A 19,596-nucleotide genomic window follows, 5' to 3' on the forward strand; every position below is an offset into this window, starting at 1 on the left:
GGATGAGGCGAAATTTCAGGAAATCAGGTGGAGCGCGGCGGCGCCGTCGACGCCCGCACCACCAGCTCCGGGTTGAACAGCAGTTCGCCCGACGGCACCTCGCGGTTGCTCACCAGGGCGACCACGCTCCGGGCCACTTCCTTGGCCAGACGGTCGACGGGCTGCCGGACCGTGGTCAGCGGCGGGTCGACGAACTCCATGATCGTGGAACCGTCGTAACCCACGACCGAGACGTCGCCGGGCACCGACAGGCCCTCCCTGCGCACGCCTCGTATCGCCCCGAGCGCCATGAAGTCGCTGGCCGCGACGATCGCGGTGACATCCTGCCTGAGCAGGGTGGACGTGGCCGATTGGCCACCTTCGATCGTGTAGTACTGCCGGACCACCCACTGGTCCGGGTCTTCCACCCCGCGCCGCTCCAGCGCGGCGAGGAAGCCCTCGACCCGGCGATCGGCGGGCCGGTTGCCGACGGGACCGGCGGCCATGCCGATCCTGCGGTGCCCCAGCGCGAACAGATGCTCCACGGCCAGCTCGGCGGCGAGGTGGTCGTCCGTGGAGAAGACCGGCGCGTCGTGCCCCTCGAAACCGCCGTTGACCCCCACGAACGGGATCCGCCGCGCGGCCAGCACGTTGTACGTCTCCGGGTCGGCGTTCTCGACCGTGTTGCTGGCCGACAGGAAGACCACCCCGGCGACACCGTGGTCGGCCAGCGCGGTCACGAACTCGCGTTCCTGGATGCCGCCCGGCAGGGCGGGACAGAGCACTCCCTTGAGCCCGTGCGGCGCCAGCGCGGCCTCGATCAGCTCCGCGACGTCGGCGAAGAACGGGTTGGACAGCCACGGGGTGATCACCGCGACGATCTGCCCCCGGGTGGAGCGCTCGTAGCCGAGCTCGGCCATGGCCCGCTCGACGACCTCGCGAGTCTTGGCGGAGACACCGGAGCGGCGGTTGATGACCCGGCTCACGGTGGCCTCGCTCACCTCGGCCCGCGCCGCCACCTCGGTGATGCCGATCTTCACTGGGTCTCCTCCAGAATCGCCAGCCCCGATGGCGGGACGGCCAGCGTGCACAGACCGGGCTCGAACCGTCGCTCGGCCCGCTCGATCATAGATCCGGCCGCGTCGTAGACGGTCTGCTCCACCGAGATTCCCGGTCCCGTGACATCGAGGACCAGGTATCCCGCGGCGGTGCCGTTGACGAGCGTGATCCGCCGGTGCCGCGCGGTGTCCAGCACGGCCACCCGGTCGGCGCTGACAGTGATCACGCAGTCGGCCCCCCGTGACGCCGTGATGACCGGGTACAGCTCGTCCGGACGGCCCGGCTCCACCTCGCCGTCGAGCAGGAGAGGCCGCAGCCTGCGCCACTGGCCGAGCCAGAACGCCACCATCCGCCGATGCTCCTCGCTGAGCCCGGCGAGCCTCGCGGAGATCTGGGGCACGGCGTGCAGCGGGCCGATGAGCTGGCGGGCGGCACTCCGCGCCTCCCCTTCGGGGTCCCACATCAGCATGTCGGCGTGGACGGCCCCGCGCACGGAGAGCAGGCCGACGTCGATCGTGCGGACCCGGTTGGCGGTCGCGTCGACCGGGCAGTCGTCGGCCCGGAGCATGTTGCCGAAGGGTGCCATGCCCGGCCCGACGTACGGCTGGCGCAGCTCGATCAGCACGTCGGGCCGGATGGCTTCGAGCGCTGCCTGAAGCTCGGTCAGCAGCACGTGCATGGCGGTGCCGACGTCGGTGATGTCCGCGTCATGCGCGGGCGTGCCCGCGTAGACCATGACCTCGTCCAGGAAGTCGAGCTTGAGCCCGTCGAGCCCGTAGTCGGCGACCAGCGAGGTGCACAGCTCGACCACGTGCCGCCTGACCTCGGGCCTGCGCGGGTCGAGCACCTGCGCGCCCGGCACACCGGCCGGAGCCGGAGCGTAGGGCGACAGCTCCGGGAAGCATTCGGCTTCCGGGCCCAGCAGCAGCGGGGCGATCCAGAGGAGATACTTCAGCCCGAACTCCCGAACTCGGGCGACGTGTCTCGCAAGGTCTGGAAATTTCGTGGTGTCTGGACGCCAGTCCCCTACGCCCGGATAGCCTCGCCCGTTCCCCAGCTCCTGCCATCCGTCGTCGATGATGATCACGCCGCAGCCCAGCTCCGCCGCCAGCGCCGCCTCGGCCTCGACGGCCGACTCCTCGACGTCCTGGGTGAAGCTGTACCAGGTGGAGTAGACCGGCAGCCGCGCGGCCTCGGGCACGGGCGCCAGCCCCGCTCCCAGCCAGGTCCGCAGCCCGCGCATCGCCGCCGCGACCGACGGAGCCGTCCTGGAGAAGATCATCTTGTACGGCGAGGCGCTCGCGGGCACGGTCAGGTGCACGACGAAGGTCTTGGTCTCCTCGGAGACGCCGAAGCGCATCACGACCTCCGGCACCGAATCGACGGCGGCGAAGGCGAGCATCGAGCGACCGGCGCTGTCGTACAGGCAGCCCGCGGCGCCCCCCTGGACCAGCGACACGTGCGCCAGGCCGGCCCAGTCGGCGACGAGCGGGCGGCTCCAGGAGCGGGTGGGGTGCCAGAAGCCCACCGCGTCGCCCAGCGGGACCGAGAGCCGGATCTCCGTCTCCCCCTCGGAGTGGATCTCCAGCAGGTCGGGACCGTCCTGCTGCGTGGTCAGCTCCCAGCTCGCCGACGCGCCCGGCGCATGCGTCAGGACGGCCAGCCGTACGTCGTCGAGCAGGTGCTCGGTTGGGGCGGGCGCGAGCCCGGCGATCGTGACGCTCACTCTTTTACCGCTCCTGCGAGAAGTCCGGATACGAAATGTCGTTGAAGCAGAAGGAAGAGCAGGGCCATCGGGAGCGCGGCGACGGCCGTTCCGGCGAGGATCTGGCCGTAGTCGGTCTCGGTGGCGCCCTGCAGGGAGGCGATCGCGAGCGGGATCGTGTAGGCGTTCTGCGTCCGCAGCGCGATCAGGGGCCAGACGAAGTCGTTCCACTGGTAGAGGAACAGGTAGATGCCCAGCGCGGCGAGAGCCGGCCGCATCGGCGGCAGCACCACGCGGACGAACAGCCGCAGCTCCCCGCAGCCGTCGACCCGGCCCGCGGACAGCAGTTCGTCCGGTAGCGCGGACATCGACTGCCGCATCAGGAAGATGCCGAACGGCAACGCCAGGTTGGGCAGCACGATCGCCTGGTAGGTGTTGAGCCAGCCGAACGCCAGCATCATCTTGAACAACGGCACGAGCGTGACCTGGCTGGGAATGACGAGGCCGAGCATCAGCAGGCCGAAGAGGACCTCCTTGCCGCGGAAGTCGTACTTGGCGAAGCCGTACCCCGCCATCGTGCACACCAGGCCGGCCAGCACCGTGTAGATCGTGGAGATCAGCACCGAGTTGAGCACCACCCCGCTGAAGCCGATGCCGGCCTCCAGGTTGGCGAGATTCTCCAGCAGGTGGCCACCCGGCAGCAGCGGCGGCGGACTGTCGAAGACCTCGTTCGTGCTGTGCGTGCTGGCGACGATCAGCCAGTAGAACGGCACCAGCACCACGACGACGGCGATCAACAGCGACGAGGTCAGCATGACGCTGCCCGCCGCGTTCCTGCGGTTCACGACTTGTCTCCCAGGAAACGGAACTGCACGATGCCGAGGATCCCGATGATCACGGCCAGTGCGTAGGCGATGGCCGAGGCGTAGCCGAAGTCGAAGAACCGGAAACCGTTGTTGTAGAGGTAGAGCCCCAGGGTCAGCGTGCTGTTGTCCGGGCCGCCGTTGGTGAGGACGTACGGCTCGTCGAACAGCTGCAGCGTGCCGATCGTGGACATGACCAGCGCCAGCAGGACGACCGGCCGCAACCCCGGCAGGGTCACGTGCCTGAACCTCTTCCACGCGTTCGCCCCGTCCACGGCCGCCGCGTCGTAGTGGTCCTTGGACAGCGCCTGCAGCCTGGACAGGAAGATCATCGCGTTGTAGCCGGTGTAGTGCCAGGTGAGGGCGAGGCCCAGGGCGATCCGCGCCCAGAGCGTGTCGGTCAGCCACGGCACCGCGGGGACGCCGGCGAGCCCGAGGAACCAGTTGACCAGGCCGGACTGCGGGTTGAGCAGGACGGCGAAGAGGACGCCGTACGCCACGAGCCCGGTCACCATCGGCAGGAAGAAGCCGAGCCGTATGAAGGCGCGAAACCTCAGCAGCACCGAGCTGAACGCCACGGCCAGGCCGATCGCGAGGGCCAGCATCAGGGGCACCTGGACGACGAGGATGACGCCGGTGTTGCGCAACGCGGTCCAGAACAGCGGGTCCTTGACGAGTCGCTCGTAGTTGGCCGTCCCGGCGAAGGTCTGCAGCGCCCCGTCGGTCCGGAAGAGGCTCAGCCAGAACGACCAGGCGATCGGATACAGCTTGAAGATCGCGAAAAGGGCGAGCGCCGGCAGCACGAACAGGTAGGGGGCGCTCCTGGCTCCCGAGTGGCGCGCCCGCCGGGGCGGCCTGGCGGGCGCCCCGGCGGTGACGCGTTCGGAGACCACCGCACTCACCGATCGCTCCTCCGTTTCGGCGTTCCCGCCGTCATCGCAGGACCTTACGACCGGTCTGCTGGGCGATCAGGTCCGCGGCCTCCTTGAGGACCGCGGCCGGGTCCGCGCCCTTGAGCAGCACCTTGCTCTGCGCGTCGGTGACGGCCTTCAGCGCGCGGGAGTAGTCGGCGGTGTAGTTCGTCACGTAGGACGGCTGATTGAGGGCGTCGAGGAAGATCTCCCCCTTCTTCTGGCCGCTGAAGAACGCCGACTCCTCGTGGAAGATCGGGTCGTCGTAGGCGGCCAGGAGGGCGGGCGCGATGCCCTTCTCCTTGTAGATCTTCACCTGCGACTCCGGCCTGGTCAGCACATACTCCGCGAAGGCGAACGCGGCGGCCTTGGCCTTGCTGGTGTTGGCGACGGCCAGGTGGGTGGAGTTGACGGTCGCGGAGACCTTGCCGCCGGCAGTGACCGCCGGAGGGAGACGGACCTTCCACTTGCCCTTCTCGTCGGGCACGGTCTCCTCGATGATGCCGCCGAACCAGGTCGGCATCGCCTGCACCGCGACGGCGCCCTTCTTGATCGAGCTGATCATCGCGTTCCAGCCGCCCGCGGTGTCGGCCACCAGGCCCGCGTCGTTCAGCTTCTTGATGATCGTCATGGCGGTGACCGCCTGGGGCGTGTCGAGCGTGATGTTGCCCTGTATGTCGAAGTAGAAGCTGTCCTGGAGCTGCAGGAGCGTCTGGAAGAAGCCGGCCGAGTCGCCCACCGATGCCGGCTTGTCGATGCCGATCAGCCGGACGCCGGTCTTCTCCTTGAGTTCGATGCCCGCCTCGATGACCTCGTCCCAGGTCCGCAGGGCCTCGACGTCGACGCCGGCCTTCTCGAACAGGTCGGCCCGGTAGTAGAAGCCGGCCGAGTTCGCCTCCCACGGCAGGGCGTAGACCTTGCCGTCACGGCTCACCGTCTCCCACATGCCCTGGGCGAACTTGCCCTTGTGCTTGTCCGCGCCGAGCGGCACGAGGTCGGCCAGGCCGTCCGGGAACTTCTCGATATAGGCGGGCAGGTAGTCGACGCCGATGTGAAGCACGTCGCCCAGCCCCTGGCCGCCGGACGCGAGACCCGTAGTGATCTTGTCCCAGATGGCCGGGTTGCCGATGTCCTGGACGTCGACCTTGATCCCGGGGAATTCCTTCGTGAACTCGGGCACCAACGCCTTCATCGTCGCGGCGGGACCCTGCCAGCTCCACACGGTGATGTCACCGGTGGCGGCGGTGCCGGTCGGACCGACGGGCGCGGGGGCGGCCGTGGAGCCCGCGCCGCAGGCGGTGAGGACTGTGCTCCCGGCTGCCAGGGCGCCGAGCTGGAGGAAACGGCGGCGGTCAAGGTGGGCCATGTCCGGCCTCCTGGGGGGTGTGCGGGATTGGCTTGACACGCCGGAACCTTATCTTCGCGGTTCGCGTACTTGCAATATCTCAACGAAAGATTTCAGTAAGCCGTGACTGCCATCTCGCAACCTCGCGGAGAACGTACTCCGCGACCCCCTCCCCGCCTTGCCGAGCCCGCCGGGAGGGTGAACCGGCCCGCCGGGGAGGGTGAACCTGCGCTTTCACCCATGTCCCGGTGAGCCCGGCGCGGGAACGGATGACCCCGCTCAGCTGCTCGTGGCCGCCCTCCTGGTGTTCAGCTGGTCGAACCCGACCGCGACGAGGATGAGCACGCCGATGGCGATCTGGAGGTAGAAGGCGTTGATCGCCAGCAGGTTCCCGCCGTTGTTGAGGACACCCATGATCAACGCTCCGGTGGCGGCGCCCAGCGCGCTGCCCTTCGCGCCGAACAGGCTCGCGCCTCCGATGACGCAGGCGGCGATCGCGTTGAGCTCGAAGCCCGTGCCGGCGGTCGGGATGCCCGCTCCCAGCCGGGAGGCGAGCAACACCCCGCCGAGTCCCGCGAGCGTGCCCGAGATCGCGTAGACCGCGATCGTCACCGTGCGTACCGGCACACCCGCCAGGCGGGCCGACTCCGGATTCGATCCGACGGCGTAGATGTAGCGGCCGAAGACCGTTCGGGTGAGCACGAACCCCACCACGGCCGTGACCACGACGGCGATGATGAGCAGGTTGGGAATGCCGAGAACGGTGCCGTTGGCGATGGTCTGGAAGGCGGTCGGCAGGCCCTGGATGGTCTGCGCGTCGGTGGTGACCAGCACGATTCCCCGGGCGATGCCGAGCATGCCCAGGGTCGCGATGAACGGTGGCAGCTTGGCGTGTGTCACCAGCAGGCCGTTGACGATCCCGAGGACGGTGCCGATCGCCACCCCCAGCAGGAACGCCGGCCAGATCGGCACGCCGGCGACCAGGAACTGCGCGGTGGACGCGCCGGCCAGGCCGAGGACCGACCCCACCGACAGGTCGATCCCGGCGGTCAGGATGACCAGGAGCTGGCCGACCGCGATGATTCCGAAGATCGCGACCTGCCGGGCGAGGTTGGCCAGGTTGTTGGCGGTGAGGAACTCGTCGCTGGCCAGCGTGAGCGCGCCGACCGCGACGAGCAGCACGACGAGGCCCCCGCTCTCGCGTCCGGCGATGTCTCCCAGGGTGATGACGCGTCGCGGCGCCTCGGCCTTCGGCGCGGGCACCGCCTCCGCTTCCGCCCCCGTCCCCGCACGGGGCTTGGGCACCGCCTCCGGCCCCGGCGCCTCGGCGGCCGGCGGCCGGCTGGTGATCGTCGTGGTGGTGATGGGCTCGCGCCATATCAGCTTGGGCATCTCGGCTCACCTCTCGTCGGTCTTCTGGGTCGGCGAGACGGCGGCGCCCGTGGCGTCGGAGGTCGCCGGAGTCCCCTGCACGGGTGCCGGGGGCGTCCCCTCGCGGGGGGTGGGGATCTCGTTTCCGGAGACGGCGTCGTCAGCGCCTTTGCCTCCGCTCGCCAGGCGGAGCACGTCTTCCTCACTGGCGGTTCCGGGAAGCTCGCCGGCGATCGCGCCGTCACGCAGCACGAGGATGCGGTCGGCGAGTCCCAGCAACTCCGGGAGATAGGACGAGACCACGATGATCCCCAGTCCCTTGGCGGCCAGGTCGCCGATCACCGCGTAGAGCTCGCCCTTGGCCCCGACGTCGATGCCCTTCGTCGGCTCGTCGAAGATCAGGACTTTCGGCTTGGTGAGCAGCCAGCGGGCGAGCAGGACCTTCTGCTGGTTGCCGCCGGACAGCGTCGACACCGGCTGCTCGTAGGAGCCGGCCCGCAGCCGCAGGCTGTCGAGCAGCCGGTCGGCTTCCTCGGCCTGCTCGCGGCCGGGCAGGAGTCCGCGCCGCGAGCCGCTGCGCAGGCTGGCGATGGTGACGTTCTCCCGGATCGACAGCTCCGGCAGCAGCCCCAGCACCTTGCGGTCCTCGGTGAGCAGCCCCACTCCGGCGTTCATCATCGTGCGCGGCCCCGACGGCTTCACGGGCTTGCCCGCGACCTCCAGCTCGCCGGCCACGATGGGATCGGCGCCGAAGATGGACAGCAGCAGTTCGCTGCGGCCCGATCCCAGCAGGCCCCCGATGCCGAGGATCTCCCCGGATCCGACCTCCAGGTCGATGCTCGGCGAGTCCTGGGTCCGGCGCAGTCCCCGCACCCGCAGCGCGGGTGTTCCGGCGTGCCGGTGGGTCTCCGGATAGAGCGAGCTGATCTCCCGTCCGACCATCGCGGTGATCAGGCGGTCCTCGTCGTAGTCGCTGATCGGCCCGGCCTCCGACAGGCTGCCGTCCCGCAGGACGGTCACCCAGTCGCCGATCTCGAACATCTCCTCGAGCCGGTGGGTCACGTAGAGCATCGCTATGCCGCGCTCGCGTAGCCGCAGGATGTGTTCGAGGAGCCGCGCCGACTCGGCCTCGGTGAGCGCCGTGGTCGGCTCGTCGAACACGATCACCTTGACCGAGTCCGCGGTCAGCACCTTGGCGATCTCCACGAGCTGGCGGGTGGCCGCCGGAAGCCGTTCCACGATCGTGTCCGGGCTGAGGTCCGTCAGGCCGACCTCGTCGAGGGCCTCCCGGGCGCGGGAGCGCAGCCGGCCCCGGGCGATGACCCCGGTGCGGGCCGGAAGGCGCCCCATGAACAGGTTCTCTCCGACCGACAGATGCGGCAGGAGGCTGAGCTCCTGGTAGACGGCCTGGACACCGGCCGCGCGCACCGACGCGGGGGTCGGTGTGGTGACCGACCGGCCGTCGATCTCGTAGGAGCCGCTGTCTCGGCGCAGCGCGCCCGTCAGCACCCGGATCAGCGTCGACTTCCCCGCGCCGTTCTCCCCCGCCAGGCAGTTCACCTGGCCGGGGACCAGCCGGAGAGAGACGTCGGTGAGCGCCTGGACGGGCCCGAAGGCCTTGGACACGTCATGTAGTTCGACGACGGGTTCTTTCATCATTCCGCCTTCATCGTCGGCGGGTTGAGCAGCTGCTTCACGTCCGGATCGTTCATGTTCCGCTTGTCCGCGACGACCGCGCCGGGGTCGATGTCACGCGGCGGGATACGGCCCACCGTGGCCATGCCCGCGGCCAGGACGCCCTGGTAGCCGAAGAAGTAGGGGTTCTGCACCACGAGCGCGTCGATGGTGCCCGCGGCGAGTGCGGCGTTCTCCTGCGGGTCGGAGTCGAACGCGACGACGGGAACGGTGTCGGTCGCGTTGTTGTCCTGGATCGCCCGAGCGGCGCCCACTCCCGAGGTGTTGTTGTCGGCGAACACCCCGGCCAGGTCCCGGTTGGCGGTCAGCGCGTCGTTGACCTGCGAGGCCGCGGTGTTGATGTCGTTGTTGTTGTAACGCTGCAGCGACACCTTGACCTGCGGGCAGTTGGCCGCGATGCCCTGCTTGAAGCCGGTGTCCCGGGCGACCAGTGACTGGATGCCCGCCACCGAGGACTCGATCATGACACTGCCGCTCGTCTTGTCGCGCGCCTTGAGCAGCTCGCACATGCGCTTGCCCGCCTGCATCCCGGCCTTGAGGTTGTCGGTGCCGATGAAGCCCTCCGAGGCGGTGGTCACGCGGCTGTCCACAGTGATCACTTTGAGTCCCGCCTTGCGTGCTCGGTCGATCGCCGAGTTCAGCGCGCTGGAGGAGTTGGGCGCGATGACGAGGCCGTCGACGCCCCGGGAGATGGAGTTCTCGACCAGTTGCACCTGCTGGTCGATGTTGGTCTCCGACGTGGGGCCGAAGGTGCTCACCTTGAGCCCGAAGTCACCACCCGACTGTTTCGCCCCGGCGATCATCGTCTGCCAGAACGAGGAATCGCTCGCCTTGATGATCACATCGATCTTCTTGCCGCCCGCCGCTCCCGCCGCGCCTCCGCCCGTCGTCTGGCTGGCCGAGCTCGTGGCCCGGCCTCCCACCACCCCGAGGACGAGCGCCACCAGCGCGATGGCCGCGACGAGAGAAAGGGAGAAGACGATACGTGAGCGAGCCATAACGACCTCCTGATGAAAACCATTCAGGGGGGATCCCGACAGGTCTGTCAGGCGGCTACCGCCACAGATCTATGGATGACGGCAGTTGCCGTCGGCTGCGAGGGACGCGCATGGAGAACTTTTCATCCAACGAAGACCCATGATGGCCGACTATTTCCAGCAAATCCCCGTAAATGCTGCAGTGAAACTAATAAAGGGAAAAGAAGTCATTACTCTCGTGAGCCGCCGGCAATACCGGGGGGCGCGAACCGGCTCAGCGGGTAGGGCAGGTGGTAGCGGTGCGGCTCCCGGGGGGCCAGGCCGTACGGGTCGGCCGCCGGGGGCCGGTGACCGCCCCGCGTCGGCGGGAAGGAGATACCGTCGGGAATGGCAGAACACCTGGAATCCGGGGCGCCGTCGTGCGGTCGGACCACCTGGGCGGGCGGTCTCAAGACGCCGCTGCGCGAGTTCCTCCGCATGGAGACCGGCAGCGCCGTGGCCCTGCTCGCCGCGACGCTGGCCGCCCTCGTCTGGGCGAACGCCGGACCGTCGTCCTACGAGGCCGTCTGGGGGATGCCGCTGTCGGTTCGCGCCGGTGTCCTCGACGTCTCCCAGGACCTGCGCCACTGGGTGAACAGCGGGCTGATGACGTTCTTCTTCTTCGTCGTCGGGCTTGAGGCGCGCCGCGAGTTCGACATGGGAGAGCTGCGTGACCGGCGGCGACTCGTGCTGCCGCTCGCCGCCGGCGTCGGCGGGATGGTCGTGCCCGTCGCCGTCCACCTCGCCATGAACGCGGGCACCCCTGCGGCGCACGGCTGGGGCGCGGCGATGTCGACGGACACGGCGTTCGCGCTCGGCATGCTCGCGCTGTTCGGGTCCCGTTTCCCCGCGCGCCTGCGGACCTACCTGCTCACGGTCACCGTCGTGGACGACCTCGTCGCCCTGGGGGTCATCGCGCTCTTCTACAGCGAGCACGTCATGCCGTCGGCACTGCTGGTCGCCATAGGAATCTTCGGGGTGATCCTGCTCGTCCGCGCGGCCGGCGTGCGCCGCGGGCCGCCCTACGCGCTGCTGGGCGCGGCGGCGTGGGTGGCGCTCTTCAAGTCCGGCGTCGAGCCCATCGTCATCGGCCTGGCCATGGGGCTGCTGACCTACGCGTCGCCGGCCGCGCGCGGCGACCTCGAACGCGCGACGGACCTGTTCCGCCTCTTCCGCGAGCAGCCGACGCCGGAGCTGGCACGCTCGGCCAGCATGGGGCTCGTCTCGACGATCTCGCCGAACGAGCGCCTGCAGCAGCTCTACCACCCGTGGACCAGTTACGTGATCGTGCCGCTCTTCGCCCTCTCGAACGCGGGCATAACGATCAGCGGCGCGTTCCTGGCGCGGGCGCTCACCTCACCGATCACCCTGGGGATCCTGCTGGCCTACATCGTGGGCAAGCCGATCGGGATCATCGGGTCGTCCTGGCTCGTCACGCGGCTGAGCCGTGGCCGCGTCCGCCCGCCGGTCGGCTGGGCCGCCGTCACGGCCGCCGGCACGATCGCGGGCATCGGCTTCACCGTGTCCCTGCTGATCGCCACCCTCGCCTTCCGCGGCCCGCAACTGGAGGAGGCGAAGCTCGGCATCCTCACCGCGGCGCTCTTCGCGCCCATCCTGACATGGGCCGTCCACCGCGTGACCGCGATGCTGCCCAAGCGCCGCCGGATCCGGGCGCTGCTGGGCACCTCCGAAAGCATCATCGACCTCGCCGCGCCCGTCGATCCGGAGCGCGACCACCTGCGCGGCCCCCGGGACGCGCCGCTGACCGTGGTCGAGTACGGCGACTTCGAGTGCCCCTACTGCGGTCAGGCCGAGCCGGTCGTCCGCGAGCTGCTCTCCGACCTCGGTGACGTCCGCTACGTCTGGAGGCATCTCCCCCTGCACGACGTCCATCCCTCGGCCCAGCTCGCCGCCGAGGCGGCGGAGGCCGCGGCCGAGCAGGAAGCGTTCTGGGAGATGCACGATCTCCTGCTCGACCACCAGGACGACCTGCGGGTTACCGACCTGATCCGCTACGCCGAGGACCTCGGGCTCGACGTCGAACGGTTCCGCACCGCCCTCCACGAGCACACCGGCGCCCCCCGGATCGCCGAGGACGTCGACTCCGCCGACCTGAGCGGGGTGTCGGGCACGCCGACGTTCTTCATCAACGGACGGCGACACCACGGCGCCTACGACATCGACACGCTCTCGGCCGCCGTACGGGCGGCCCGGGCGCGCGCGGCCCTGAAGCAGTGACCCGGGCGCCCGAAGGGAGCGGCCGGTCGTGGCCCCCAGGTGCCCGAAGGGGACGGCCGGTCGTGGCCCGGGTGCCCGGGTGCCGCCCCGAGCCGTGACCGCGAGCACCCGAGTGCGGCTCTGAAGTCCGGCACCGGGCCGCGCCTTACCTCAGGACAGGTCGGCCCAGTCGAGGGTCCGGATCTCAGGACAGGTCGACCCAGTCGAGGGTCCGGATCTCAGGACAGGTCGACCCAGTCGAGGGTCCGGTCGACCGCCTTCTTCCAGCCGGCGTAGCCGTGTGCGCGCTGCTCGTCGGACCACTCCGGCTGCCAGCGCCGGTCCTCGTTCCAGTTCTGCTTGAGCTCGTCGGTCGACTTCCAGAAACCGACGGCCAGGCCGGCGGCGTAGGCGGCGCCGAGCGCCGTGGTCTCGGCCACCACCGGCTTGGAGACGGGCACCCCGAGGATGTCGGCCTGGATCTGCATGCACAACTCGTTTGCGGTGACGCCACCGTCGACCCTCAGGACGTCGAGGGCGACGCCGGAGTCCTGCCGCATCGCCTCGACCACGTCACGGCTCTGGTAGCAGATCGCCTCCAGGGTGGCCCGGGCGATGTGGGCATTGGTGTTGAACCGCGACAGGCCCACGATGGCGCCCCGCGCGTCGGAACGCCAGTACGGGGCGAACAACCCCGAAAAGGCCGGCACGAAGTACACCCCGCCGTTGTCGGTGACCTGCCGGGCCAGCGCCTCACTCTCGGCCGCCCCGGAGATGACGCCCAACTGGTCGCGCAGCCACTGCACCGCCGACCCCGTCACCGCGATCGACCCCTCCAGCGCGTACACCGGCCGCTCGGCGCCGAACTGGTAGCAGACCGTGGTCAGCAGACCGTTCTTCGACCGCACCAACTCGGTGCCGGTGTTCAGCAGCAGGAAGTTACCGGTGCCGTAGGTGTTCTTGGCCTCGCCGACCTCGAAGCACACCTGCCCCACGGTCGCCGCCTGCTGGTCGCCCAGATCCCCCGACAGCGGAACCTCCCCCTTCAACGGCCCGTAGCGGCGGGTCACGCCGTAGAGGTCGGGATTGGAGGAGGGCCGGATGTCAGGCAGCATGCGGCGCGGGATGTTGAAGAACGACAGCAGTTCCTCGTCCCACTCCAGCGTCTCCAGGTTCATCAGCATGGTCCGGCTGGCGTTGGTGGGATCGGTGACGTGCACGCCGCCGTCGGTGCCGCCGGTGAAGTTCCACAGCAGCCAGCTGTCGGTGTTGCCGAAGATCGCCTCTCCGGCCTCGGCCGCCGTGCGCACCCCCTCGACGTTCTCCAGGATCCACTGGATCTTGCCGGCCGAGAAGTAGGTCGCCGGCGGCAGCCCCGCCTTGCGGCGGATGACGTCACCGCGGCCGTCGCGATCCAGCGCCGCGGCGATGCGGTCGGTACGGGTGTCCTGCCAGACGATGGCGTTGTAGTAGGGCCGGCCGGTGATGCGGTTCCAGACCACGGTCGTCTCGCGCTGGTTGGTGATGCCCAGCGCGACCAGGTCGGCGGCGCTCAGATCGGCCTGTGCCAGCGTCGTCTCGATCACCGCCCTGGTGCGCTCCCAGATCTCCAGCGGGTTGTGCTCCACCCAGCCCGGCTGCGGCAGGATCTGCTCGTGCTCCAGCTGGTAGCGGGCGATCTCGTTACCGCCATGATCGAAGATCATGAAACGGGTGCTCGTGGTGCCCTGGTCGACGGCTCCGACGAAGTCAGCCATGGAGTGATGTCTCCTTCAAGGATCGGCTTGGGGCGACGGCTTTCAGGCGGTCTCGTAGTCGGCCGGTGACGGCACCCGGCCCGCGCCGGGCTCCTGCTCGGGCGGCAGGAAGCGGGCCACCACGGCCTGGTAGAGGGCCGCGCCGATCAGTCCGCCGATCAGCGGCCCCACGATGGGCACCCAGAAGTAGAGCTGGCCGTACTGATCTCGCCAGGCCGTCTGGTATCCGGTGAGGAACGAGGCGAGCCGGGGTCCGAAGTCACGAGCCGGGTTGATGGCGTAGCCGGCGTCGGTGCCCCACGCCATGCCGATCGCCACGACGAGCAGGCCGATCACGAACGGCGTGAGGTTGGCGCCGGGCGGCGAGTTGCGCACATCCGAGATGGCGAGGATGAGGAACAGCAGGATGGCGGTGCCGATCACCTGGTCGCGGAACGCCCCCCAGGTGCCCACCGGCAACGCTCCGTTGCCCGGCAGCGTGGAGAAGACGCCCTGGGTCTTGATCGTGAGCCCGGGGTCGGCCGCGGTGAGCACTTCGCTGTAGTTCCACCGTACGATCAGGGCCGCGACGAACGCGCCCGCGGTCTGCGCGAGCGAGTACGGCAGCACCTTGCGCCACTCGAACCCCTTGAACGCGGCGAGCGCGACCGTGACCGCCGGGTTGAGGTGCGCGCCGCTGATCCGGCCCGCGGTGTAGACGCCCAGCATGACGCCGAGCCCCCACGCCCACGCGATGCTGTCGTGGTCGCCGATCCCTGCCGCGGCGACCTGGGCGACGACGCCCACGCCGAACAGGATCAGGATCATGGTCCCCGCGAACTCGGCGGCCATTTCGCCGAGCAGTCCCCGAGCTTTCAGCCGTTCCGCCATGTCTTCTCCTCACGGTGCCGTGCTGCGTCACAAGCCCGCGTCCGGGCTCCACGCGCAACCCGGGGTGCCAGCGGACGGCCGTGAGGGGAAATCGCCACCGGGGGCGTCCCTCTCGGCTGCTCGGGACGTTAAGCGCGAAACAGGAGCGGGTCAACGGCAGGTTGACGACAATGTCGAACACTGGTCAGGAATGCGGGTGGATAGTAAAATCGGCGGGTTGTGCGGCAGCGCCCGGATGCCCGGGTGCCGCCGGGAAGCGGAGACCGTCTCTCGATGGGGGCCGACATTGCCGAATGACCGCCGTCCCGTTCACCGCCGATCACATGCCCGGCCCGGTCCAGTCGATTGAGCGGGGAGCCGCCATCCTGCGGCTGCTCGCCCGGAGCCCGGGCCGGTTGGGCATCGGTGAGATCGCCAGCTCGCTGGGCCTGGCCAGAAGCACCGCCCACGGCCTCGTACGCACTCTCCAGCGCGTCGGTTTCGTGGAGCAGGACGAGGCGACGGCCAAATACCGGCTCGGAGCCGCGCTGCTCCACCTCGGCACCAGCTATCTCGACGTCAACGAGCTGCGCTCGCGCGCGATCAACTGGGCCGACGCGCTGGCCGCGCGCAGCGGCGAGGCGGTCAGGATCGGGACGATCCTCGACGGCCAGGTCCTCGTGGTGCACCATGTCTTCCGGCCCGACGACACCCTGCAGACGCTCGACGTCGGATCGCTGTTGCCCATGCACGCCACCGCGCTCGGCAAGACACTGCTCGCCTACGATTCCGGGACGGCGGCGGCCCTGCAGGCCGGCGGCCTGGAAGCCCGTACCCGCCGGACCATCACCGCGCCCCGGCTCCTGTCCCGCGCCCTGGCCCGCGCGCGGGAGGTCGGCTGGGTCGCCGAGGTCGAGGAGCTGGCCATGGGAGAGGCGGGCGTCGCGGCGCCGATCCGGGGTTACGGCGGCCTGGTGGTGGGAGCCATGGGGATCTCCGGGGCCGTCGAGCGGATCTGTGACGCCAAGGGGCAGCCGAACCCGGTTCTGGTGGCTTATGTTCGAGACGCGGCCCGCGCCGTGTCCCGGGACCTCGGGGCGTCCCGGCGCTGACCGTCCCGCAGCCGTCCACGTTCAGGTGAGGACGCCATGGTCACGCGTTACGTGATGTCCATCGATCAGGGCACGACGTCGACGCGGTGCATCATCTTCGACCAGCGGGGACACCTGGTCTCGGTGACCCAGCGAGAGCACCGGCAGCACTTCCCGCGGCCGGGATGGGTCGAGCACGACGCCGTCGAGATCTGGCGCAACCTGGAGCGCATCGGGCCCGAGGCGCTCGCCCAGGCCGGGGCCGGCCCCGAGCAGGTGGTGGCCGTCGGCATCGCCAACCAGCGGGAGACGACCGTCCTGTGGGACAGACGGACCGGCGTGCCCGTCGGCCGGGCCCTGGTGTGGCAGGACACGCGGACCGACGACCTGGTGACGGAGCTGTCCCGGCTGCCCGGCGCGAAAGCGGTGCCGGAGCGTTGCGGCCTGCCGCTCACCGCCTATTTCTCCGCGCCGCGCATCCGCTGGCTTCTCGACCATACTCCGGGCCTGCGGGAACGCGCCGAGCGTGGCGAGGTGCTCTTCGGAACGATGGAGAGCTGGCTCATCTGGAACCTGACCGGTGGCCCCGACGGGGGCGTCCACGTCACCGACGTCACCAACGCCAGCCGTACGCTGTTGATGGACCTCACCACCCTGGAGTGGGACGAGGAGCTTCTCGCCTTCTTCGGCGTCCCTCGCCGGATGCTGCCGCGGATCCGCCCGTCGGCGGAGACGTACGGCACGGCCCGGCGGGTGTTTCCCGGCGTCCGCATCGCCGCCGCGCTCGGCGACCAGCAGGCCGCGCTGTTCGGGCAGACCTGCTTCGCCTCCGGCGAGGCCAAGTGCACCTACGGCACCGGCAGCTTCCTGCTGCTCAACACGGGCACCGCGCCGGTCCGCTCGGCCCACGGCCTGCTGACGACCGTCGGCTACCAGATCGAGCGGGAGCCGGCGGTGTACGCGCTGGAAGGGCCGATCGCGGTCACCGGCGCGCTCGTGCAGTGGTTCCGCGACGGGCTCGGTCTCATCAGCAGCGCGGCGGAGATCGAGACGCTCGCCCGGAGCGTGCAGGACAACGGGGGCTGTTACATCGTCCCGGCGTTCGCCGGCCTCTTCGCGCCCCACTGGCGCAGTGAGGCCCGGGGGGTCATCGTGGGGCTGACCTCCTACGTCACCAAGGGTCACCTGGCGCGGGCCGTGCTGGAGGCGACCGCCTGGCAGACCCGGGAGGTGGTCGACGCGATGAACGCCGACTCGGGCCTGGCGTTGCGGACGCTCAAGGTCGACGGCGGCATGACCGCCGACAACCTTCTCATGCAGATCATCGCCAACGTCCTGGACGTGCCCGTCGTGCGTCCCATGGCAGTGGAGACCGTCTCCCTCGGCGCGGCCTACGCGGCCGGCCTCGCCGTGGGCTACTGGCCGGATCTGGAAGGGTTGCGGCGCAACTGGCATCGGGCCGCGCAGTGGAGTCCGCGCATGGATCCGCGGTTGCGCACCGTGGAGCACGACAACTGGCAGCGCGCCGTCGAACGCGCCCTGGGCTGGGTCAAGCCGGTGTCCGGCCGCCACTGAGCATCGGTTCGCGCCGCCGGCCGGGCCGTGGCCCGGCCGGCGGCGCGAACCGGAACCCGCTCTCTCGGGACCCCTTCGGACTCCTTCGGGAAGCGGGGGCGTCACATCGCGAAGGCCGCCGTGTAGGTCACCTCGGCGAGGAGTTGCTGGCCGGAGGCGTTGGGGTGGAAGTAGTCCCAACGGCTGAGCTGGGACAGCGCGAACGGGTAGCCGAAAACCGCTCCGCCGTCGTAGCGGCAGGTGAGCTGCTCGGCGCAGACCCCGGCCAGCACCGCGTTGAAATCGGCCACCCGCCGGCGCACCCGGTCGCGTCTGTCGGCGTCGGCCTGGTCGGTGGAGCTCGCCCTGGCCAGCATCGACTGGCAGATGCCGAGGGTGGACCAGGTGGCGCGGGCGGACGAACTGCCCTTGCCGACCTCCCAGAGCCGCTTGACGTCGGGAATGCTGGCGACGAAGATCTCCGCGCCGGGCAGGCCGGCGGTGAGCGTGTGCATCGCCGTACGGAATCTGGCCTCGAAGTCGGCCACCGAGGTCATCGTCGCCTCCGACGACGTGCAGGCGTCGTTGGCCCCGATCAGGATCGTGACGTAGTCGACCCCCTGGGAGACCGCCTGCTGGGCCTGCCCCGCCATGTCGGCGATCTTGGCGCCCGATCGGGCGTCGTTGTGCGCGACGAGGGAGGGGTTGTCGGCCAGGAGGCGCCGGTAGTGGCTGTTGACGCCCGAGTCCGTCCCGGTGGACCAGGATCGGGATGGGCAGTCGAGGTAGAAACCGCAGGCGTTGAACCCGCGGGTGATGGAGTCGCCCATCGAGGCCATGGCCCGGGGAGCCGACGAGGTGTCCGCCACGGCTGTCACCGGGACGAACGGGAGCGTCATTGCTGCGATGAGAGCGAGGGTTCGGCGGGGGACGTTCAAGCTGGCCTCCAGGGTTCTCCCCCGATCGACTCCGTTGCTCAGAATGTCGGCCCGTTTTACCGTATTTACAAGCTCGCATTACACGTTAATTACTCACGAGTAAGGATGGTGCTTTCGGTCGCGCCCGGGATGGGCGTGGCCCGCCTCGCTCCTTCGCGTCGGCCCACCCGCCTCCTCTGATCACCCGCAAGCCGAACATGTGATCAACGTGTGGGGGCGGGGACGCGGCACAGCCAGTTCGCGACAAGGTCGGCCACCACCATGCCGGCCCGGTCGCTGAGGTGGAGGTGGTCGGTGAGCATGGTGAGACCGTTGCCGCGGGTGATGTCGTCCAGCGAGCGCCGGAACAGATAGTGCCGCACGGCTACTCGGAAGGCCAGGCCGAAGCCGAAGGCGAACTGCGACGCGGTGGCGCCTGGACCGAAGTGCTCAGCGATCCCCTCGTGCACCGGCAGATAATCGACCCCCGTCCGTTCCGCCGTCTGCTTGACGACGGCGTTGTAGTCGGCGAGCGTTCGGTTGGCCTGTCCGGTCAGGTTCTCGCCGAGTGGCGTGGCCGACAACAGCGCGATGCGGGCGGTGGTGCGGGCCAGCAATCGGCTGGTGATCGTTTCCAGGTTGGCGCGGAACTGCGCCAGCGGTACGCCGTTGCGGACGTCGTTGGTGCCGACCATGATCGTCACCGCGTCCGGGTGGCAGGCCACCACCTCATCGAGTCTGCGCAGCAGGTCGGCGCTGGTGTGGCCGTTGAGGCCGGCGTTGACGAACGCATACCCGTCGGGGCCGAGCCGGTCGCGCAGCGTGCCGACCCAGTCGGCGCTGAGGGTGGCGTGCGTGATGCTGTCGCCGAAAGCGACCATGACGGTGTGGGCGTCCGGGCCGCGGCCCCGGGCACGGAACTTCTTCGGTGAACCAGTGGGCCGGCGCCGGAAGGCGAGGTACATGAGGAAGCCCAGTCCGCCGGCAAGCAGCAGAAGCAGGATCAGCGCGACGGCAATGGCCATGATGTTCTCCCTGTATGTGTGAAAACGCATGGTGATTTCGTGAACGGTCCGACAGCCGATCGCGTCGGCGTCCATCGCATCGGCGATGACCGGCTCAAGTCATGGGTGGTCCGCCCGGGGCAACCGGGCCAGGTCACGGACGATCTCGGTGACGTGATGGCCTGCGGCGAGAGCCTGGTCCACGAGGTGCCGCCCGGTCGTGCCGGTCGCCCCGAAGATGGTCGGCTTCATCTACACTCCAC

At 69.6% G+C, this 19,596-nt stretch carries 16 protein-coding genes; 3 read left to right on the forward strand and 13 right to left on the reverse strand.

Annotation, left to right across the window (positions count from 1 at the left end; translation table 11 throughout):
- Window positions 1-23: 23 nt before the first annotated feature.
- The 8 genes from ACQPYK_RS38585 to ACQPYK_RS38620 all read right to left on the reverse strand — a co-directional run bounded on the left by ACQPYK_RS38585 (window position 24) and on the right by ACQPYK_RS38620 (window position 9,926).
- Window positions 24-1,019: a LacI family DNA-binding transcriptional regulator gene (locus tag ACQPYK_RS38585; protein WP_433242723.1), complete on the reverse strand. Its 996-nt coding sequence runs from the start codon at window positions 1,017-1,019 to the stop codon at window positions 24-26.
- Window positions 1,016-2,764, reverse strand: coding sequence for a glycoside hydrolase family 36 protein (locus ACQPYK_RS38590; protein ID WP_433242726.1), 1,749 nt, complete (start codon window positions 2,762-2,764; stop codon window positions 1,016-1,018). Before ACQPYK_RS38590 ends, ACQPYK_RS38585 begins: the two co-directional genes overlap by 4 nt.
- The gene (locus ACQPYK_RS38595) at window positions 2,761-3,588 is read right to left on the reverse strand and encodes a carbohydrate ABC transporter permease (RefSeq protein ID WP_433242729.1); all 828 of its coding nucleotides are present in this window, start codon (window positions 3,586-3,588) and stop codon (window positions 2,761-2,763) included. The genes ACQPYK_RS38590 and ACQPYK_RS38595 overlap by 4 nt, the downstream gene beginning before the upstream one ends.
- The gene (locus ACQPYK_RS38600) at window positions 3,585-4,508 is read right to left on the reverse strand and encodes a carbohydrate ABC transporter permease (RefSeq protein WP_433242732.1); all 924 of its coding nucleotides are present in this window, start codon (window positions 4,506-4,508) and stop codon (window positions 3,585-3,587) included. The genes ACQPYK_RS38595 and ACQPYK_RS38600 overlap by 4 nt, the downstream gene beginning before the upstream one ends.
- A gap of 31 nt (window positions 4,509-4,539) precedes the next feature.
- The gene (locus ACQPYK_RS38605) at window positions 4,540-5,883 is read right to left on the reverse strand and encodes an ABC transporter substrate-binding protein (RefSeq protein ID WP_433242735.1); all 1,344 of its coding nucleotides are present in this window, start codon (window positions 5,881-5,883) and stop codon (window positions 4,540-4,542) included.
- Window positions 5,884-6,141: 258 nt separating this feature from the next.
- A complete protein-coding gene (locus ACQPYK_RS38610; protein WP_433242738.1) occupies window positions 6,142-7,254 on the reverse strand; it encodes an ABC transporter permease in 1,113 nt (370 codons plus the stop codon).
- Window positions 7,255-7,260: 6 nt separating this feature from the next.
- Complete coding sequence (locus ACQPYK_RS38615; protein ID WP_433242741.1) at window positions 7,261-8,892, reverse strand: sugar ABC transporter ATP-binding protein; 1,632 nt, start codon at window positions 8,890-8,892, stop codon at window positions 7,261-7,263.
- The gene (locus tag ACQPYK_RS38620) at window positions 8,889-9,926 is read right to left on the reverse strand and encodes an ABC transporter substrate-binding protein (RefSeq protein ID WP_433242744.1); all 1,038 of its coding nucleotides are present in this window, start codon (window positions 9,924-9,926) and stop codon (window positions 8,889-8,891) included. Before ACQPYK_RS38620 ends, ACQPYK_RS38615 begins: the two co-directional genes overlap by 4 nt.
- 366 nt (window positions 9,927-10,292) lie before the next feature.
- On the opposite strand from ACQPYK_RS38620, the gene nhaA reads away from it, so the two are divergent.
- The gene (nhaA, locus tag ACQPYK_RS38625; protein ID WP_433242747.1) at window positions 10,293-12,182 is read left to right on the forward strand and encodes a Na+/H+ antiporter NhaA; all 1,890 of its coding nucleotides are present in this window, start codon (window positions 10,293-10,295) and stop codon (window positions 12,180-12,182) included.
- A gap of 218 nt (window positions 12,183-12,400) precedes the next feature.
- On the opposite strand, the gene glpK (ACQPYK_RS38630) is transcribed toward nhaA, so the two are convergent.
- Both glpK (ACQPYK_RS38630) and ACQPYK_RS38635 read right to left on the reverse strand, forming a co-directional pair.
- Entirely contained in the window at window positions 12,401-13,918 is a 1,518-nt protein-coding gene (glpK, locus tag ACQPYK_RS38630; RefSeq protein WP_433242750.1) for a glycerol kinase GlpK, read from the reverse strand.
- Between the two features lie 42 nt (window positions 13,919-13,960).
- On the reverse strand, window positions 13,961-14,788 hold the full coding sequence (locus ACQPYK_RS38635; protein WP_433242753.1) for an MIP/aquaporin family protein: 828 nt from the start codon (window positions 14,786-14,788) through the stop codon (window positions 13,961-13,963).
- A 323-nt stretch (window positions 14,789-15,111) separates the two neighbouring features.
- Between ACQPYK_RS38635 and ACQPYK_RS38640 the strand changes: the two genes are divergently transcribed.
- Entirely contained in the window at window positions 15,112-15,879 is a 768-nt protein-coding gene (locus ACQPYK_RS38640) for an IclR family transcriptional regulator (RefSeq protein WP_433259044.1), read from the forward strand.
- Window positions 15,880-15,915: 36 nt separating this feature from the next.
- Window positions 15,916-17,433 carry a glycerol kinase GlpK gene (glpK, locus tag ACQPYK_RS38645; RefSeq protein ID WP_433242756.1) on the forward strand — a complete coding sequence of 506 codons (1,518 nt, stop codon included), beginning with the start codon at window positions 15,916-15,918 and terminating at the stop codon, window positions 17,431-17,433.
- 101 nt (window positions 17,434-17,534) lie between these two features.
- Here glpK (ACQPYK_RS38645) and ACQPYK_RS38650 read toward each other — a convergent pair whose 3' ends face one another.
- From ACQPYK_RS38650 to ACQPYK_RS38660, 3 genes are all read right to left on the reverse strand, one after another.
- A complete protein-coding gene (locus ACQPYK_RS38650) occupies window positions 17,535-18,311 on the reverse strand; it encodes a GDSL-type esterase/lipase family protein (protein ID WP_433242759.1) in 777 nt (258 codons plus the stop codon).
- A 242-nt stretch (window positions 18,312-18,553) separates the two neighbouring features.
- The gene (locus ACQPYK_RS38655; protein WP_433242762.1) at window positions 18,554-19,429 is read right to left on the reverse strand and encodes an SGNH/GDSL hydrolase family protein; all 876 of its coding nucleotides are present in this window, start codon (window positions 19,427-19,429) and stop codon (window positions 18,554-18,556) included.
- A gap of 24 nt (window positions 19,430-19,453) precedes the next feature.
- Complete coding sequence (locus ACQPYK_RS38660) at window positions 19,454-19,585, reverse strand: NAD(P)H-binding protein (protein ID WP_433242765.1); 132 nt, start codon at window positions 19,583-19,585, stop codon at window positions 19,454-19,456.
- Window positions 19,586-19,596: the final 11 nt, after the last annotated feature.

It is taken from the genome of Streptosporangium sp. CA-135522 (assembly GCF_050949235.1).
GTDB lineage: Bacteria > Actinomycetota > Actinomycetes > Streptosporangiales > Streptosporangiaceae > Streptosporangium.